The organism is Prochlorococcus sp. MIT 1304, from assembly GCF_047305015.1.
GTDB lineage: Bacteria > Cyanobacteriota > Cyanobacteriia > PCC-6307 > Cyanobiaceae > Prochlorococcus_A > Prochlorococcus_A marinus_E.
This window is the reverse complement of the sequence record NZ_CP138974.1, coordinates 960429-975353: the sequence shown is the minus strand read 5'-3', so window position 1 is coordinate 975353 and position 14925 is coordinate 960429. Positions and strand designations below refer to the sequence as shown.

Annotated in this window: 17 protein-coding genes; 6 read left to right on the top strand and 11 right to left on the bottom strand. The window is 31.5% G+C overall.

What is annotated here, in order from left to right:
- Positions 1-6: 6 nt before the first annotated feature.
- The 4 genes from tal to SIB45_RS05450 form a co-directional block, all read right to left on the bottom strand.
- Positions 7-1008, bottom strand: a complete 1002-nt coding sequence (gene tal / locus SIB45_RS05465) for a transaldolase (RefSeq protein WP_011862538.1) — start codon at positions 1006-1008, stop codon at positions 7-9.
- An 88-nt stretch (positions 1009-1096) separates the two neighbouring features.
- Complete coding sequence (locus SIB45_RS05460) at positions 1097-2848, bottom strand: peptidoglycan D,D-transpeptidase FtsI family protein (protein ID WP_011862537.1); 1752 nt, start codon at positions 2846-2848, stop codon at positions 1097-1099.
- The gene (locus tag SIB45_RS05455) at positions 2848-3276 is read right to left on the bottom strand and encodes a hypothetical protein (protein WP_041484667.1); all 429 of its coding nucleotides are present in this window, start codon (positions 3274-3276) and stop codon (positions 2848-2850) included. Before SIB45_RS05455 ends, SIB45_RS05460 begins: the two co-directional genes overlap by 1 nt.
- Positions 3277-3361: 85 nt before the next feature.
- Positions 3362-4723 carry a CPBP family intramembrane glutamic endopeptidase gene (locus SIB45_RS05450; RefSeq protein WP_413682109.1) on the bottom strand — a complete coding sequence of 454 codons (1362 nt, stop codon included), beginning with the start codon at positions 4721-4723 and terminating at the stop codon, positions 3362-3364.
- Between the two features lie 115 nt (positions 4724-4838).
- Between SIB45_RS05450 and SIB45_RS05445 the strand changes: the two genes are divergently transcribed.
- Positions 4839-6167 carry a histidine phosphatase family protein gene (locus tag SIB45_RS05445; RefSeq protein ID WP_011862534.1) on the top strand — a complete coding sequence of 443 codons (1329 nt, stop codon included), beginning with the start codon at positions 4839-4841 and terminating at the stop codon, positions 6165-6167.
- A 53-nt stretch (positions 6168-6220) separates the two neighbouring features.
- Here the strand turns inward: SIB45_RS05445 and lepB are convergent, their stop codons facing one another.
- From lepB to SIB45_RS05420, 5 genes are all read right to left on the bottom strand, one after another.
- Positions 6221-6880 carry a signal peptidase I gene (gene lepB, locus SIB45_RS05440; RefSeq protein WP_011862533.1) on the bottom strand — a complete coding sequence of 220 codons (660 nt, stop codon included), beginning with the start codon at positions 6878-6880 and terminating at the stop codon, positions 6221-6223.
- Between the two features lie 29 nt (positions 6881-6909).
- Positions 6910-7263: a Spx/MgsR family RNA polymerase-binding regulatory protein gene (locus SIB45_RS05435; protein WP_413682108.1), complete on the bottom strand. Its 354-nt coding sequence runs from the start codon at positions 7261-7263 to the stop codon at positions 6910-6912.
- Entirely contained in the window at positions 7260-7814 is a 555-nt protein-coding gene (locus SIB45_RS05430; protein WP_011862531.1) for an inorganic diphosphatase, read from the bottom strand. The genes SIB45_RS05435 and SIB45_RS05430 overlap by 4 nt, the downstream gene beginning before the upstream one ends.
- Entirely contained in the window at positions 7804-8058 is a 255-nt protein-coding gene (locus tag SIB45_RS05425; protein WP_011862530.1) for a hypothetical protein, read from the bottom strand. The genes SIB45_RS05430 and SIB45_RS05425 overlap by 11 nt, the downstream gene beginning before the upstream one ends.
- Before the next feature lie 96 nt (positions 8059-8154).
- Positions 8155-8505 carry a hypothetical protein gene (locus tag SIB45_RS05420; RefSeq protein WP_011862529.1) on the bottom strand — a complete coding sequence of 117 codons (351 nt, stop codon included), beginning with the start codon at positions 8503-8505 and terminating at the stop codon, positions 8155-8157.
- 173 nt (positions 8506-8678) lie between these two features.
- On the opposite strand from SIB45_RS05420, the gene SIB45_RS05415 reads away from it, so the two are divergent.
- From SIB45_RS05415 to SIB45_RS05400, 4 genes are all read left to right on the top strand, one after another.
- Positions 8679-10481, top strand: coding sequence for a proline--tRNA ligase (locus tag SIB45_RS05415; RefSeq protein ID WP_011862528.1), 1803 nt, complete (start codon positions 8679-8681; stop codon positions 10479-10481).
- A gap of 26 nt (positions 10482-10507) precedes the next feature.
- Positions 10508-10945, top strand: a complete 438-nt coding sequence (gene psb27, locus SIB45_RS05410; RefSeq protein ID WP_011862527.1) for a photosystem II protein Psb27 — start codon at positions 10508-10510, stop codon at positions 10943-10945.
- An 81-nt stretch (positions 10946-11026) separates the two neighbouring features.
- Positions 11027-12337 (top strand): adenylosuccinate synthase, encoded by a 1311-nt coding sequence (locus tag SIB45_RS05405; protein ID WP_011862526.1) that lies wholly within the window; start codon positions 11027-11029, stop codon positions 12335-12337.
- A gap of 15 nt (positions 12338-12352) precedes the next feature.
- Complete coding sequence (locus SIB45_RS05400; protein WP_011862525.1) at positions 12353-13354, top strand: adenosine kinase; 1002 nt, start codon at positions 12353-12355, stop codon at positions 13352-13354.
- Positions 13355-13360: 6 nt separating this feature from the next.
- Here SIB45_RS05400 and cutA read toward each other — a convergent pair whose 3' ends face one another.
- Entirely contained in the window at positions 13361-13666 is a 306-nt protein-coding gene (gene cutA / locus SIB45_RS05395) for a divalent-cation tolerance protein CutA (RefSeq protein ID WP_041484666.1), read from the bottom strand.
- A 13-nt stretch (positions 13667-13679) separates the two neighbouring features.
- Positions 13680-14471, bottom strand: a complete 792-nt coding sequence (gene cobK, locus SIB45_RS05390; protein WP_011862523.1) for a precorrin-6A reductase — start codon at positions 14469-14471, stop codon at positions 13680-13682.
- Between the two features lie 28 nt (positions 14472-14499).
- On the opposite strand from cobK, the gene SIB45_RS05385 reads away from it, so the two are divergent.
- The gene (locus SIB45_RS05385; protein WP_011862522.1) at positions 14500-14925 is read left to right on the top strand and encodes a single-stranded DNA-binding protein; all 426 of its coding nucleotides are present in this window, start codon (positions 14500-14502) and stop codon (positions 14923-14925) included.

Genomic DNA, 14925 nt, shown 5'->3' with positions numbered 1-14925 from the left:
TTAAATTTAGTTAGCAGAAATCAATTTATGATTTTTAATTTCTGAATATCTCTTTAGTAGCAGCTCTTCCAATTCTTCTATAGCCTTACTGAATCCAGTGATGCCTTCACTAAGCTTTTCACTTGCCATTTGATCTTCTAACATGCTTAATCTGAAATCTTTTTCTTCAAATTCGTAGTCAATGGAATGATTTATTTGGGTACTTACATCTAATTTTCTAACTAACTCTCCTTTTTCTTTTTTCAGCTCCTCAAGAAATTTTGGTGCAATTGTTAAAAGATCGCAACCTGCTAATTCTTTTATTTCATCAAGATTTCTAAAACTTGCTCCCATCACTTCTGTCTTGAATCCCTTTTCTTTAAAGTACTTATATATTTGCGTAACCGAAATAACACCAGGGTCTTCAGCGCCAACAAAACTAGTTTTGCCAGTTTTTGCTTTATGCCAATCCAATATACGGCCAACGAAAGGAGAAATTAGAGTTATCTTTGCATTGGCACAAGTTACCGCTTGGCAGAAGTTAAAAAGTAAAGTTAAGTTGCACTTAATACCCTCTTTTTCCAAAATTTCAGCTGCCTTAATTCCCTCCCAAGTTGCAGCAATCTTGATCAAAATTCTTTCCTTTTCAATTCCAAAATTTTTGTAAAGATTGATCAATTTTCTCGCTTTTTCTACCGTAGCTTGGGTGTCAAAGCTCAGTCTTGCATCAACTTCTGTAGATACACGCCCTGAAATAATTTTCAATATTTCTTTTCCAAAAAATACTGAAACTTGATCAACTGTTTCTTTAATTAAGTCAATTTCGGTGAATCCTTGGGGCAATGCATTTTCTGAACTTTCTAAAGATTTATCAATTAATTTCACATAATCAGGATTCTTAGCAGCAGCAAGTATCAGCGATGGATTCGTGGTGGCATCTCTTGGCTGGAATTTTTTTATAGAATCTAAATCTCCAGTATCAGCAACAACAACGGTCATTGAGGACAATTGTTCTAAAATTGATTTCATGTCTAGGTAGTCATATATATACAAACTAGCTTTAATTCCTCATGAATTCATCAGATAGTGAATTAAAAATTTATAAAATTGGAAAATTTTAGGGTTTTTTAACAATCATTCCATGATCTTTAATCTTAGGAGGTATTTTTTCAATTACTATCAAAGTCTCGATAATTTCTTTCGCAACTGGTACTGCAACAGTTGAACCATATGCATATGATTTAGATGGCTCATCAACGACTACAAGGACAGCATATTTTGGATCATTAACTGGTAAGGTTGCGACAAAACTACAAACTTTTTTGCTTGTATACGAACCATTTAAGGCTTTTTGAGAAGTGCCCGTTTTCCCCGCTATCCTATAACCTTCGATTTTTACTCCAGATCCACTTCCTTTATCGACTACGCTCTCCATCCATTCAAGAACAGTTTTAGTAACCTCGCCTGAAAAAAATTGTTTTTTTGGATTTTTATTAAATCTTTCTTTGAAAGTTGAGGTCACATGAGGCGTCACTTCAAAACCTCCATTTGCAAGAGCCGCATGAAGTTGAATCAATTTAAGTGGCGAGATTGAGAAACCTTTACCAAAAGAAGTGACAGCAGGCTCAATTGATTGATTTACAAATAAATCTTTTCTCTTAAGTTGGCCAGCAGTTGATTCAAATAAGTCAGTCTCTAAATTTTTATTTATACCTAAATTTTTTAGCCAATCCCAATAAATTGTGGGGTCTAAATTTTGCATTATTTTTACCATCGCAACATTACTTGAAACCTGCAAAACTTTTGGATAGTCAATGTATCCATTACCTTTTTTATCCCAATTAGAAAGTGTCCATCCTCCAACATTAATCTCTCCAGTATCTTCAACTACTCCATCTCTCTGGATGACTTTTTCTTCTAAAGCTAAGGCAAGATTAATAGGTTTAAAAGTTGAGCCTGGCTCAAATAAATCTTGAGAATACCACCCCCTAAAGAGTTCAGAATCATACTGCCAAAATTTATTTGGATCATATGATGGGACTGTAACCAAAGAGAGAATCCGACCATCATTAACATCCATAACTATTGCAAATCCCTTCTTTGCTTTCCATTTGCTTATTTGCTTTGATAAAGCATTGTATGAAGCTTTCTGCAATCTTGAATCTATAGTTAGGCCTAAACTTTTGTAATCAGAAATAAAATCACCTGGTGCTGAATTATCCGGTAGAGGAGTTCCATCTCCTCCTCTTTTTATTAAATTACTTTTATTGAAAACTTTAATTTGATTATCTAAATGTAGTTCTAAACCTGCTGAAGCTACATTCTCATCATTAACAAAACCGACAATATTAGAGTAAAGTTCCCCTTGTGGATAATATCTCTGAGAATATTTAAACAAATCAATTCCGCTTATTTGAAGGTTCTTGATTTCTTCTGCCTTTTCTTCCGCAATTTTATCCAAAAGTTTGATACCACTCATTTTATTATTAAATTTCCTCAAGAGTATTTCATCATTAATACCCAATATAGGTGACAATTTTTCTGTAACTTCTTCAATACTGCGAACTCTGTTAATTGAATCACCAGGAAAATTAAAATATTTTGGATGGGCCCATAATTTATAGAGCGGTTTATCGTAGGCAATTACTCTATTATTTCTATCAACGATTGATCTCCTTTTTTTTAAGGAGTTAGTTTTAGAAGATTGTATTAATCTAGCTTTCCTTTGCAAATCAGAGGCGTTAAAGACTTGCAATTTAACTAACCTACCAAACAAACAAAAAATTAACAGTAAGCTAAAAATATAGAGAAATTTAAATCTTCTTTGATCAAGGGGAATTAGACGAACAATTTTTTTGTATTTTTTCATCAATATCCCCTCTGATATTTGCTATCACTAAAACCTTCAATGAAGGTATTTAAATTTTTCTTAAATGTACTTTCTTTTTTTTCAGTAAGTTTATCTATATAAATTAAATCTTCAGGTTTGGTTTTTCTATAAATGTTGAGAGACTCAAGTTCACTAATATAAAATTCCTCAATTTTAGAAATATAATCAATGAGATTATTATTGATAGCTCTTGTTTTAGATAAGATTTTATATGTATTTGACCATTTCCTTTGGCTATCAAAAGATAAGAAAAATAAGGCAAAAATTAATACCAATAGAGAGATATTAATGGTGTCGAAAATTTGATGTACTAATTTGATATTAATTATTGATATTTTTTCGGAATCTTTTTTACCTTCATATGGAACTTTTTTTTTTAAATTAAGTTGATTCCCATAAGGTTTCATCAATGATTTATTTTTTAAATGAAAAGAGTATTACTAATTAAATAAACATCTTTTTGTGTGATTCGCAAGTAAAAAATTAAATTCTTTATGTCCTCAATAAGAACAAATTTAAGAAGGTCAATCCATTCCATAAAGAATGCATAATCACTGAAGAGAACAAACTCCCTGAAGCAATTCTTGTGATTCCTAATCCAATTCCTAGAACAAATAGTGGCGGCATTTCTCCCAAACTTAAATGGGCTAATGCAAAGATAAAGGCTGAAATTATGATGCCCGAAATTACTCCAAAATTTCTTGAGAGAGTTGGTAGTAAAATACCGCGAAATATAATCTCCTCAAATAGAGGAGCTAGAAGAGTTGTTGTTAAAAATAATAGAAAAAATGATAAGTAATTATTATTATTAAGAACAATTTCCAGCAAAGGGTTACTACCATTTTGATTATCGATCAGACTATTCATAATTAGAGAGATCAATAAAACAAAAGGAACAATTGTTAACCAACCTTTAATACCCTGAATAATTGCATATTTTATGGGCAAGAAATTGAACTGTAAATAATCCTTTTTAAAATTAAATTCACCATTCAAAGATTTTATTTGATAATAAACTATCCCTGATGGAGGAATAGCCATGAAAAGATATCCAAAGAAAATTTTTAAGGATTGAGACAATTCATTAGAGATATTTCTAGAGAAAAGTTCAACCAAACTGATCGAAAACAAAGGTGATACCACTTCTCCTAAAACAACAAATCCACCTGCAATTAGTAAAACCATATCTATTAATTCTAAATCTAAGTATTTAATTTCTTTCCAACCAAACTTTTTCAAAGCTATGGTTGTCCATAATATTTTTAAAGCCAGAATAGAGCCAATAAGTATTGTAAAAAGTGGTATCAGTCTTATGGCTAATATCTTTAAAAACATTTTGCTTGAAAATGATTTTGTTATTAATGCACTATCGTCAAAATCAAATTTCCGGCTTAAAAGGTGATATAAAAATCTATCACCTTTAAATAAATCAAATGTATCAGGACTCGGTTTATATGAATTATTATTAGATTTTTTTTCTATCTCATCAATAAGAAATTTAAAGTTTTTATTTTCAAAATCTTTGGATATATTTTTATAGATTTTAGGATCATTTAATTCTGAAGTAATTATTCGAATTAATTTATTCCTTTCTGTTAGCTCTTCAAATGAGACATCAGAGAGTGATTTATTTATTTGATCAACAGGATCATTAATGATAAAAATTTTTTTTAGATTTACAGGTATTGATTGGAGAGATAATTCAGCAATTTCTTGCTCTTTTTGACTAATATCAAATGTGACAGATGGTCTATTTAAACTATCTCTTAAGCCTTGTTGCCATACAAAAAAAGTTATGACTATAGAAATAAAAGCTAAAGTGAGTTTTGACTTAGAAATATTTTTAAAGATCATAAATAAATTATATTATTGAAACTATACTTAGTTATCATTGAAGTTCCTTATATTTTGTATCTATTTTAATCACGCCATGAGATGATTAAATTATCTTAATCTTCAAATTTATATAATGGCTATACGATTAGTTTTAGTTAGGCATGGACTAAGCAGTTTCAATGCAAAAGGATTAATTCAAGGAAGAACAGACGATTCATTATTAACTGATGAAGGATACGAACAAGCCCGAAAAGCAGGAAAAGCATTATCAAAAATAAACTTCGATAAAATCTATTCCTCTCCACTTGTGAGAGCGGCGGAGACTGCAAAAACAATTAAAAAGACTTTCACTAAAGACCAAGATATTGTATTCGATGATAATTTGCTAGAGGTAGATCTTAGTGAATGGTCTGGTCTAAAAATTGATGAAATAAAAAAGAAATTTCCAGAAATTTACCCTATATGGAAAAGTGATCCGGAAAATCTAATCTTAAAAAGAAAAGACAATAAAACTTATAAACCAATTCAAGAGTTATTTTTTCAAGCAACAAATTTTGTAGAAAATATCTTAAAAATTTATCAAGATAAAGATGGTGCAAATATTTTAGTTGTAGGACATAATGCGATTCTCAGATGTTTAATCCTCTCTTTATTAGGAAAGCCTAAGCAAGGTTTTAGGAAAATAAGATTAGAAAATGCCTCTTTATCTATACTCAATATTTCAAAGGAAGATAACTCTTTTAAGACCCAAATTGAATGCTTAAATCAAACTTCCCATCTGAATAAAAATATTCCGAATCAAATTGGAGATTCCAGAATATTTCTAATAAGGCATGGTGAAACTAACTGGAACAAAGAAGGTAGATTTCAAGGCCAAATTGATATTCCTTTAAATGAAAACGGGAAAGACCAAGCTAGAAAGACTTTTGAATATTTGAGAAATATTTCTTTCAATAAGGCATTTTCAAGTTCAATGGAAAGACCTTATGAGACTGCACAAATAATCCTTCAAAATAGGAAAGATTTAAAAATAGAAAGAATAGATTCACTTGTAGAAATTAGTCATGGATTATGGGAGGGTAAACTGGAAGCAGAAATCAGAGAACAGTGGCCCGTTTTATTAAAAAATTGGCATGATAAACCTGAAAAAGTAATTATGCCTGAAGGTGAATCTATAAAAGATGTATCAGAAAGGTCCGTAGAAGCTTTTGAAAAGATTTGTTTTTCTCAAAAGGATAATGATCTTAGCCTTCTGGTTGCTCATGATGCAGTCAATAAAACTTTAATTTGCAAAATCCTTGGGATTAATTATTCAAATATTTGGATGATAAAACAGGGTAATGGCGGCATAACTATAATTGACCTTTTTAATGATCCCAATAAGCCTCCTGTAATTAGCGCTCTTAACATTACAACACACCTAGGGGGAATACTTGATTCAACTGCTTCAGGGGCACTTTAAAATAAGCCTTGTTAAAAATTTATTTTGATGAAGTCAGAGTCAGAAAAAAGGCTTTATTTACTGAAAAAGCCAACTTGATTAAGAGGCCAAAATCTGAAATATGCTTTACCAATTATCTCTTTTTTATGAAGAAATTTACTTCCAGGCCAATATCTTCCATCCCAGCTATTTGCCCTATTATCACCTAAAACTAAAAAATGATCTTCTGGCACCTTTATATTTTCAAATTCACCACATTTATTAAAAAGGGATAATGAGCACTTATAAGAGACATAGGGTTCAGGAATTAATTTATTATTTATTATTAATTCACCATTAGAGTTTACACTTACAATTTCTCCTGGAATTGCTACCACTCTTTTAATATAGGCATCGCAAGCTTGATCCCTTAAACCAGGAATAAACGACATTGGGGGAAAACTCATAAAAAAACAATATCTTTTTTTTGGTAAGGGCTTAGCTCTTGATGAAATTAATTTTTTGTCAAACGAGTAAGGTGAGTTAAAAACAACAATATCTCCTCTTTTTGGTAAAGAGTTTCTTAGCGAAAATTTTTCAATAATTAACCTATCATTTATTTGTAATTCTGGGAGCATTGAACCAGAAGGGATATAACGTGGTTCTGCAAAAAATGATCTACAAGAAGAAACAAAAAAAGTTAATAAAATTAGTAGACCCCATTCTTTTAAAAAACTTTTTATGGAACCAGTCATAGGATTAATAAAAGCTTGATTTTCTAAACTTATATAAAATCTTTTGCATATTCAATTTCGTTAAAACCTAAAATTACTTTTTTTCCTTCGTAAATTAAAAATGGTCTTTTTATTAATTTACCATCACTTAAAAGAAGTTGAATAATTTCTTTTGACAAACGATCAATATCAAGATTAAGAGTTTTAAAGGCTTTACCCCTTGTATTAAAAATCCTTTTCTTATCGTCAGAGTATTGTTCTAAGGCTAGATTTAAATAATTAACAAGTGGCGGTTCTTTTACAGTATCAATTAACTGAAATTCAAAATCTTTGCTTTCAAGCCACTTTGCAGCTTTTCGGCACGTAGAGCATTTTAAATAACTATAAAAAATTATCTTTTTCAATTTAATTTACTAATATTTGATTTCTTAAGTACTTTAAAGTTTTTCTTTTTTAGAGGCATACAACTTTTCAACAAATTTTCAACTACATCAAAATCCCTCCAACCATCAATTTGAACTGTTCTTCCATCGAGTCCCTTACTTGTTCTAAAAAATTCTGCAACATCCTCAAGCTGATTAGGAGCAATTTGATTAATACTCACTATATTAGCCTGCCTAGGATTAGCCATAGGCACACATAAAAGTTTTCCATCATATGCTCCACAATCATGCATATCCAAAACTCCAATAGGTCTAGCTTTTATTAGACAACCTGCAAAAGTAGGTTCGTCCATTATCACCATTGCATCAAGGGGAGCTCCATCATCAGCAAGGGTATTTGGGATAAAACCATAATCAAAAGGGTACCTCACTGAAGAATGTAATACTCTGTCTAGGGCCATTATTCCTGCTTCAGAGCAATATTCATATTTATTCCTACTACCTGCAGGTATTTCAACAACAATATTCACTATTCCCTTCATTGGAGATGGAGGTATTGAACTAAGGTCCATCTTTTTTAAAATCGTGATTATGAATTATCTCGTTACCTTGAGATAAAGGTCTACCAATTAAAATGCTTATTGAAGGTAAAAAAATTGTCAAAAAGGCAAAAATCATACCTAAAGATGTTATGGATAAACTCCTTATACTTAAGGGGTCATCATCATCTCTTTCAAAATCATTTCGAGCAGAACCATTGGAGGATTCTTCGCTTGATTTACTTTGAATAAACTGCTTTGATTTCGTGTAACTCAAGAACTCTTAATTAGTAAAGATTAAGGAGATAATTAAACAACATTATCCTACATTCAAAATGTCAATAAATCAAAACATTGATTGGCGACTTTTTAATTACTCTTTTTCTAGCAAAGACCTAATAGATTTTAGTTCGTCTAATATTTGCGCCAGTATATTTTGAGCAGCGGATGAAGGTGTATTAAAGACCTCTACAGTGACTTCCTTTATTCTTAAAATATCTTTTGCAAATCTTGCAACTTCATTAGGATGGAATTTGAGAGGGTCTTTTTGATCAGTCCTAAATTCGGGATTTAATTTTCTTGGATTAAAACTAGGGTTTAGATTTCTTAAATCTGTATTTGTATACCTATAGACAGAAGCTCTTGATCTATTAAGGAATTTTTGAACTTCATCAATACCTACTAATTCCTCTTCACTAGAAATATTGGAATCTATATTTTCCATAAACTTAAGAAAATGATTAAGTTGTAATGAACTTTTTAAAGAGTTTGAACTTCATTACTGAAGAAGTTAGCAGAAAGAATATTCTTAGACTAGCCGTGTTGAGGGACTCAAGACACTTTAAATTATTTTTTCACCTTAATTGATAAAATTAATTTTATTAAGGATTTTTCTGTATGCGCGTGACAACCTCATTTCCTCTGGGGACACTTCGTGACACACCTTCTGAAGCTGAGATTATTTCACATCAATTACTCTTAAAAGCTGGGTATATTCGCAGAGTTAACAGTGGTATTTATGCATACATGCCACTAATGCTTAGAGTTGTTGAAAAAATATCCGCAATAATAGAGAAAGAACTTAATAGTATTGGTTGTACAAAATTGCTATTACCTCAACTTCATCCTGCAGATTTATGGAAAAAAAGTGAAAGGTGGGAAGGATATACCGCAGGTGAAGGAATAATGTTTAATCTCAAAGATAGACAAGGTAAAGAATTTGGTTTAGCACCAACTCACGAAGAGGTGATCACGAGTATTGCATCAGAGACCATCAACTCCTATAAGCAATTACCTCAATGTTTTTACCAAATTCAGACAAAATTTAGAGATGAAATAAGGCCAAGGTTTGGATTGATGAGAAGTAGAGAATTCATAATGAAAGATGGCTATTCTTTTCATTCTTCAGAAAACGATCTAGCTTCTTTCTATGAAAAGGTGGGCAATGCTTATGAAAATATTTTTGAATCTTGTGGACTGCAGACAGTAGGGGTTGATGCTGATAGTGGAGCAATTGGCGGTGCTTCATCTAAAGAATTTATGGTCACTGCTGATGCTGGGGAAGATTCTATTTTGTTCACTCAAAGTGGTTCTTATGCTGCCAATATCGAAAAAGCTGTTTCTCTACCCTCTCAACCTATTCCACTAAAAGATAATATTGCAGAGTGGTTGGAAACGCCTAATCAAAAAACAATCCAAGAAGTTTGTGATAATAACAATTTAGACCCAAGTCAGATTATTAAAGTAGTAATATTACTTGCACAGTTCGAAAATGAATTTAATGCCCCAATTCTTGCATGCGTAAGAGGCGATCAACACATTAATGAAGTAAAGCTTTTTAACTTAATCAATAAACTTCATCACTTCAATCTCCTTAATCTTAAAAAGATTGAAGACAAAAATACTATCGAAAAAAATCTAGTTGATTTACCCTTAGGTTTTATTGGGCCAGATTTAGATAATAAAACTATTAAAGCTAGTTCTAATTGGGAGAAAAAATGGACAAGAATAATTGACCATTCTGCAAGTGACCTTTCAAAGTTTATAAGTGGTGGGAATAAAGTTAATTTCCATAAAGTTTTTCAAGAATTTTCTTTTAATTCAAAAAACTATCTAATTGGGGATATAAGAAATGCAAAAAAAGGAGATAAAATAAGCATTGATGATGATGAAGAACTTAAAGAAAAAAAGGGTATCGAGATTGGACATATTTTCCAACTAGGTCAGAAATATAGTGAAAAATTAAATGCAAAGTTCTCTGATAAGGACGGTCAGTTAAAAAATTTATGGATGGGTTGTTACGGAATAGGAGTGACAAGAATAGCTCAAGCTGCTATCGAACAGAATCATGATCAAAAAGGAATTTGCTGGCCTATCCAGATTTCTCCTTTTGAAGTGATTATTATCCCAACAAACCTAAAAGATCCTATTCAAAGTGATCTTACTGAGCAAATCTACAACAACTTTTTAATTAATAAAATTGATGTCCTTCTAGATGATAGAAACGATAGGGCTGGAGTGAAATTTAAAGATGCGGAATTAATTGGTATTCCTTTTCAGGTAATTATTGGCAGAGATTCTATTAATAAAGAAGTAGAACTTTTTTGCAGAACAAATAATACTAAGATTAAAATTAGTACTGATAAATTGTTAGAAACATTTATTTCCGAATCTGAAATAATGTACAATAAAAAGTCTTGAGGCTTATTTTTTTTGGGAGCAAAGTTATGTTACTGAAATGGACATCAAAATTATTTTTTAAGAATCTTTCCAAAGCTATATCTTTTGCAATATCCTTAATTGTTGTGTTTACACTATTTAGTTCCCCTTCTATAGCTGCAAAAACCGCTATGACAGGTGACTACACAAAAGATACAATTTCAGTTGTTAAAACATTACAATCAGCTGTTGATACTCCGAAAGATTCTCCAAACAAAGATGAAATAAGGAGTGAGGCTCTTACACTCATAACTGACTATATTTCCAGATATAGAAATAGAGGGATGGTGAATAAAACGCAATCATTTACCACAATGCAAACAGCATTAAATGCTATGGCAGGTCATTACAAAAACTTTGCAAGTAGACCTTTACCAGATAAACTTAAGGAGCGTTTAAGCAAAGAATTTTCTCTTGCTGAAAAAATGGTTCTAAGAGAAAGTTGATACAATTCATTTACTTTTTAAAAGTAAAACAAGATTTTTGAATATATTAAATATTCGCACAAAAATAATGCTCTTCTAAAATTGGCCAATGTTGTTGTAATCGGCGCCCAATGGGGTGACGAGGGAAAAGGTAAAATAACGGATTTACTTAGTCGTTCGGCCGATGTTGTCGTTCGCTATCAAGGTGGAGTAAATGCAGGTCATACGATAGTCGTAGACGATAAAGTCTTAAAATTACATTTAATTCCCTCAGGGATACTTTATAAAAATACTTCTTGTCTGATTGGTTCGGGAACTGTTGTAGATCCAAAAATCTTGCTTAAAGAAATTGACATGTTAATTGATAATGGTATTGATATCTCAGGGTTAAAAATTTCATCAACATCACATGTAACAATGCCCTACCACCGAATATTAGATGAAGCGATGGAGGCTGATAGAGGTTCAAACAAAATAGGGACAACAGGTCGTGGGATTGGCCCAACTTATGCGGATAAATCACAAAGAAATGGCATTAGGATAAGAGACTTGCTCAATAAGGAAAGGCTAAGTGATGTGATTGAAATTCCATTAAGAGAAAAAAACGGTCTACTAGAAAAAATCTATGGCATTAAACCACTTAAATTAGAAGATATTGTTGAAGAATATCTTGACTATGGGGAAAGATTATCAAAACATGTTGTTGACTGTACGAGGACTATCCATGCAGCCTCAAAAAACAAGAAGAATATTCTTTTCGAAGGCGCTCAAGGGACTCTACTTGACTTAGACCATGGGACTTATCCTTTTGTTACCTCATCAAACCCTATATCAGGTGGGGCATGTATTGGAGCTGGAGTTGGTCCAACTTTAATTGATAGAGTCATAGGTGTCGCAAAAGCTTATACCACAAGAGTAGGTGAAGGGCCATTCCCAACTGAATTACAAGGAAGTATTAATGATCAACTCTGCGATAGAGGCAGTGAATTTGGAACCACTACTGGGAGAAGGAGAAGATGTGGGTGGTTTGATGGAGTTATTGGTAAATATGCTGTATCTGTGAATGGTCTTGATTGTTTAGCCGTTACGAAACTTGATGTGTTAGATGAATTAGATGAGATTCAGGTTTGCATTGCATATGATCTCGATGGAGAGAAAATAGACTACTTTCCTACAAATTCAGATGAATTAAAAAAATGTAAGCCAATCTTCAAAAAATTAAAAGGTTGGCAATGTTCAACTGCAGATTGCAGAAAACTATCTGATCTCCCAGAGAATGCCATGAATTATCTAAGATTTTTAGCTGAATTAATGGAGGTTCCAATTGCCATTGTCTCGTTGGGGGCGAATAGAGATCAAACTATAGTAATTGAAGACCCTATACATGGTCCTAAAAGAGCACTGCTAAGGTAATTTAGTTCCAAATTAATGAAGGAATCCTTTAGACATTCTGAACATAAAAAAGTTGATCTCATTGGTCTGGGCAACGCAATAGTAGATATTATTGTAAATATTGAAGATAAGTTTCTTGAGATAAATAATCTTGATAAAGGATCAATGAATCTAATTAATTCTGATGAATCTCAGAGATTGTTAGAAAATTGCAAAGTGAGCAAACAAATTTCAGGTGGGTCCTCAGCAAATACCGTTGTTTCTTTAGCAGAATTGGGCAATTATGTGCAGTTTATAGGAAGAGTAAAAAATGATCAATTTGGGAATTTCTTTTCTGACGATATAAAAAAAAGTAAAACTTTATTTAATACTCCACCAACTATTGAAGGTGCTCCAACAGCTCATTCAATCATTTTGGTTACACCTGATGCACAAAGAACTATGTGCACTTACCTAGGAGCATCTGTAGAGTTTGAACCAAAAGATATTGACTTTACTGTAATTAAGGAAAGTAAATACTTATATTTAGAAGGATATTTATGGGACAGCGAATTAGCTAAAAAAGCTTTTATTAAAGCCGCCCAAATTGCAAAACAATCTAATACAAAAATAATACTTTCTTTGTCTGATTCGTTTTGTGTAGATAGACATCGTGAGAGTTTCTTGGAATTAATTTATGAATATGTAGATATTGTTTTTTGTAATGAATCCGAGGTGTTAAGTCTATTTAAAAATGATAAATTAGCAAACTGCCAAGAAGACCTTTCTTCCTTATGTGAATTAGTCATAGTAACTCTTGGAAGCAATGGTTCTCTCATAGTTAACAAAAATAATGTTGAAATAATAGAGTCAATAACGAAAGGCAAGATTATTGATACTACAGGAGCAGGAGATATCTATGCGGGAGGATTTATCCATGGATTAATAAACAATTGGTCCCTCAAAAAATGCGGAGAGATAGCTTCAATTTGTGCGGGGCAAATAATTACGCAATTAGGATCTAGATCGGATATTGATCTTAAAGAGTTAATAAAATAGTTTTAATCAAATAGTCTTATTCAACCAATCATAATATTTCAACTCAGCTTGGTATTTTTTGTAAATAATTTGAGGGACATCATATGTGGAATTTTTATTTACGAAATCAATTAAACGATCTTTAAATTCTAGTTTACTTTTTATTGTGATTTCAAACTCTTTAGTTTCTTCAATTTCATCATCCCACATATAAATTGAAAAAATTTGCTTTATCGAAACACAAGCTGCAAGTTTATTTTGTATTAGTAATTTAGCCATTCGCAAAGCATTTCCTTTACTTGATTCAGTTGTGATCATAACTAATGCTTCCATAATGAATTAAACATCAATATTTTTTAATTATGTGATTTATCAAATTGTGATATTGATCAAAAGAGTAAGAATAATCATTTTTAACTTTCGGCCTCTTAACCAAAAATAACTTCATTTTACTTCCAGAAACTATACTCTCCCAGTTTTTCTGAGAATAACTTCCAGATTCTCTGCATAAAACATAATCTATCTCCCAAAAATCACAAAGTTTTTTTTCTAAAATGCCTTTATTATTTTTACTCGGTTCAAGTATCGCTATGTTTGAATTTTTTATACATGATCCAAAAGCTTTAGTTATACTTTCATAAGTTGGAAGTACCCTTGTAAATACATTTGCTTTACAATTCATATAATAATTAGCTGTATCGTTAAGGAATCTTGATCCTATTGCAAGAAGAATATTCTTATTATCAACGTTATTTATATCCTTTAAATCATTAATATAAGAAAAATTATTAGTGTTATTTATTAGAGATTTCCTCTCAAATAGTAAAAGCGGTGTATTAATCTCTTTACATGCATTATTAAGATTTTTAGAAATTATTACGGCAAACGGATGAGTAGCATCGACAACGCATGTGATTTTATTTTTATTTATGAAATTAATTATTTGATCTTTATTATTTAATTTCCCCGTAATGATATGTAACTTTGGATTCTCAATATAAGCTTGCCCTGCTTTATAAGTTAAAACACTTGCAAAGACTGAATAATTAAGTTCAAGAAGCCTATTAGCTATTATAGGTCCATCCGAAGTTCCTGATAGGATCCAAACATTTTTATAGCAATTTCCTTGATTCTGCATCAGTATGTCTTTAATTAAATAGTAAGTAATGAATCATTGTTTAATTCAGGCGGTCATTAATAGCGCTCCCCAAATGAGGTATACCAAAGAAAACCAAACTCCAATTGCAGAAATGATTGTTAATTTTAAAGGATTACGTAGTGAAGATCCAACAAGAGATCTCAAGATCGTAGGATGGGGAAATATTGCCCAAGAAATGGTGAATGAACTAAAGGAGGGGCAAAATATTGTTATTGAGGGACGTCTAAAGATGAATTCTGTTACTAGAAAAGACGGAACGAAAGAAAAGCAACCAGAACTAACAGCTTCAAAGATTCATCAAATATCGACAGTTGATTTTTCTAAGTCTGATAAAAAAGAAAATAATGAGTCATTTGAAAATAAAGAAAGCACTAAAAACTCCAGTTGGGATAGCTCACCTTTAGTACCCGAAGTTGACGAAATACCTTTTTAA

Coding starts and splice junctions, on each gene's coding strand:
- SIB45_RS05415 (WP_011862528.1), top strand. CDS start 8,679: ATGCGCGTGACAACCTCATTTCCTCTGGGGACACTTCGTGACACACCT.
- cutA (WP_041484666.1), bottom strand. CDS start 13,666: ATGGAAGCATTAGTTATGATCACAACTGAATCAAGTAAAGGAAATGCT.
- SIB45_RS05455 (WP_041484667.1), bottom strand. CDS start 3,276: ATGAAACCTTATGGGAATCAACTTAATTTAAAAAAAAAAGTTCCATAT.
- SIB45_RS05445 (WP_011862534.1), top strand. CDS start 4,839: ATGGCTATACGATTAGTTTTAGTTAGGCATGGACTAAGCAGTTTCAAT.
- SIB45_RS05450 (WP_413682109.1), bottom strand. CDS start 4,723: ATGATCTTTAAAAATATTTCTAAGTCAAAACTCACTTTAGCTTTTATT.
- tal (WP_011862538.1), bottom strand. CDS start 1,008: ATGAAATCAATTTTAGAACAATTGTCCTCAATGACCGTTGTTGTTGCT.
- SIB45_RS05460 (WP_011862537.1), bottom strand. CDS start 2,848: ATGAAAAAATACAAAAAAATTGTTCGTCTAATTCCCCTTGATCAAAGA.
- SIB45_RS05400 (WP_011862525.1), top strand. CDS start 12,353: ATGAAGGAATCCTTTAGACATTCTGAACATAAAAAAGTTGATCTCATT.
- cobK (WP_011862523.1), bottom strand. CDS start 14,471: ATGCAGAATCAAGGAAATTGCTATAAAAATGTTTGGATCCTATCAGGA.
- SIB45_RS05385 (WP_011862522.1), top strand. CDS start 14,500: ATGAATCATTGTTTAATTCAGGCGGTCATTAATAGCGCTCCCCAAATG.
- SIB45_RS05430 (WP_011862531.1), bottom strand. CDS start 7,814: ATGGACCTTAGTTCAATACCTCCATCTCCAATGAAGGGAATAGTGAAT.
- psb27 (WP_011862527.1), top strand. CDS start 10,508: ATGTTACTGAAATGGACATCAAAATTATTTTTTAAGAATCTTTCCAAA.
- SIB45_RS05420 (WP_011862529.1), bottom strand. CDS start 8,505: ATGGAAAATATAGATTCCAATATTTCTAGTGAAGAGGAATTAGTAGGT.
- lepB (WP_011862533.1), bottom strand. CDS start 6,880: ATGACTGGTTCCATAAAAAGTTTTTTAAAAGAATGGGGTCTACTAATT.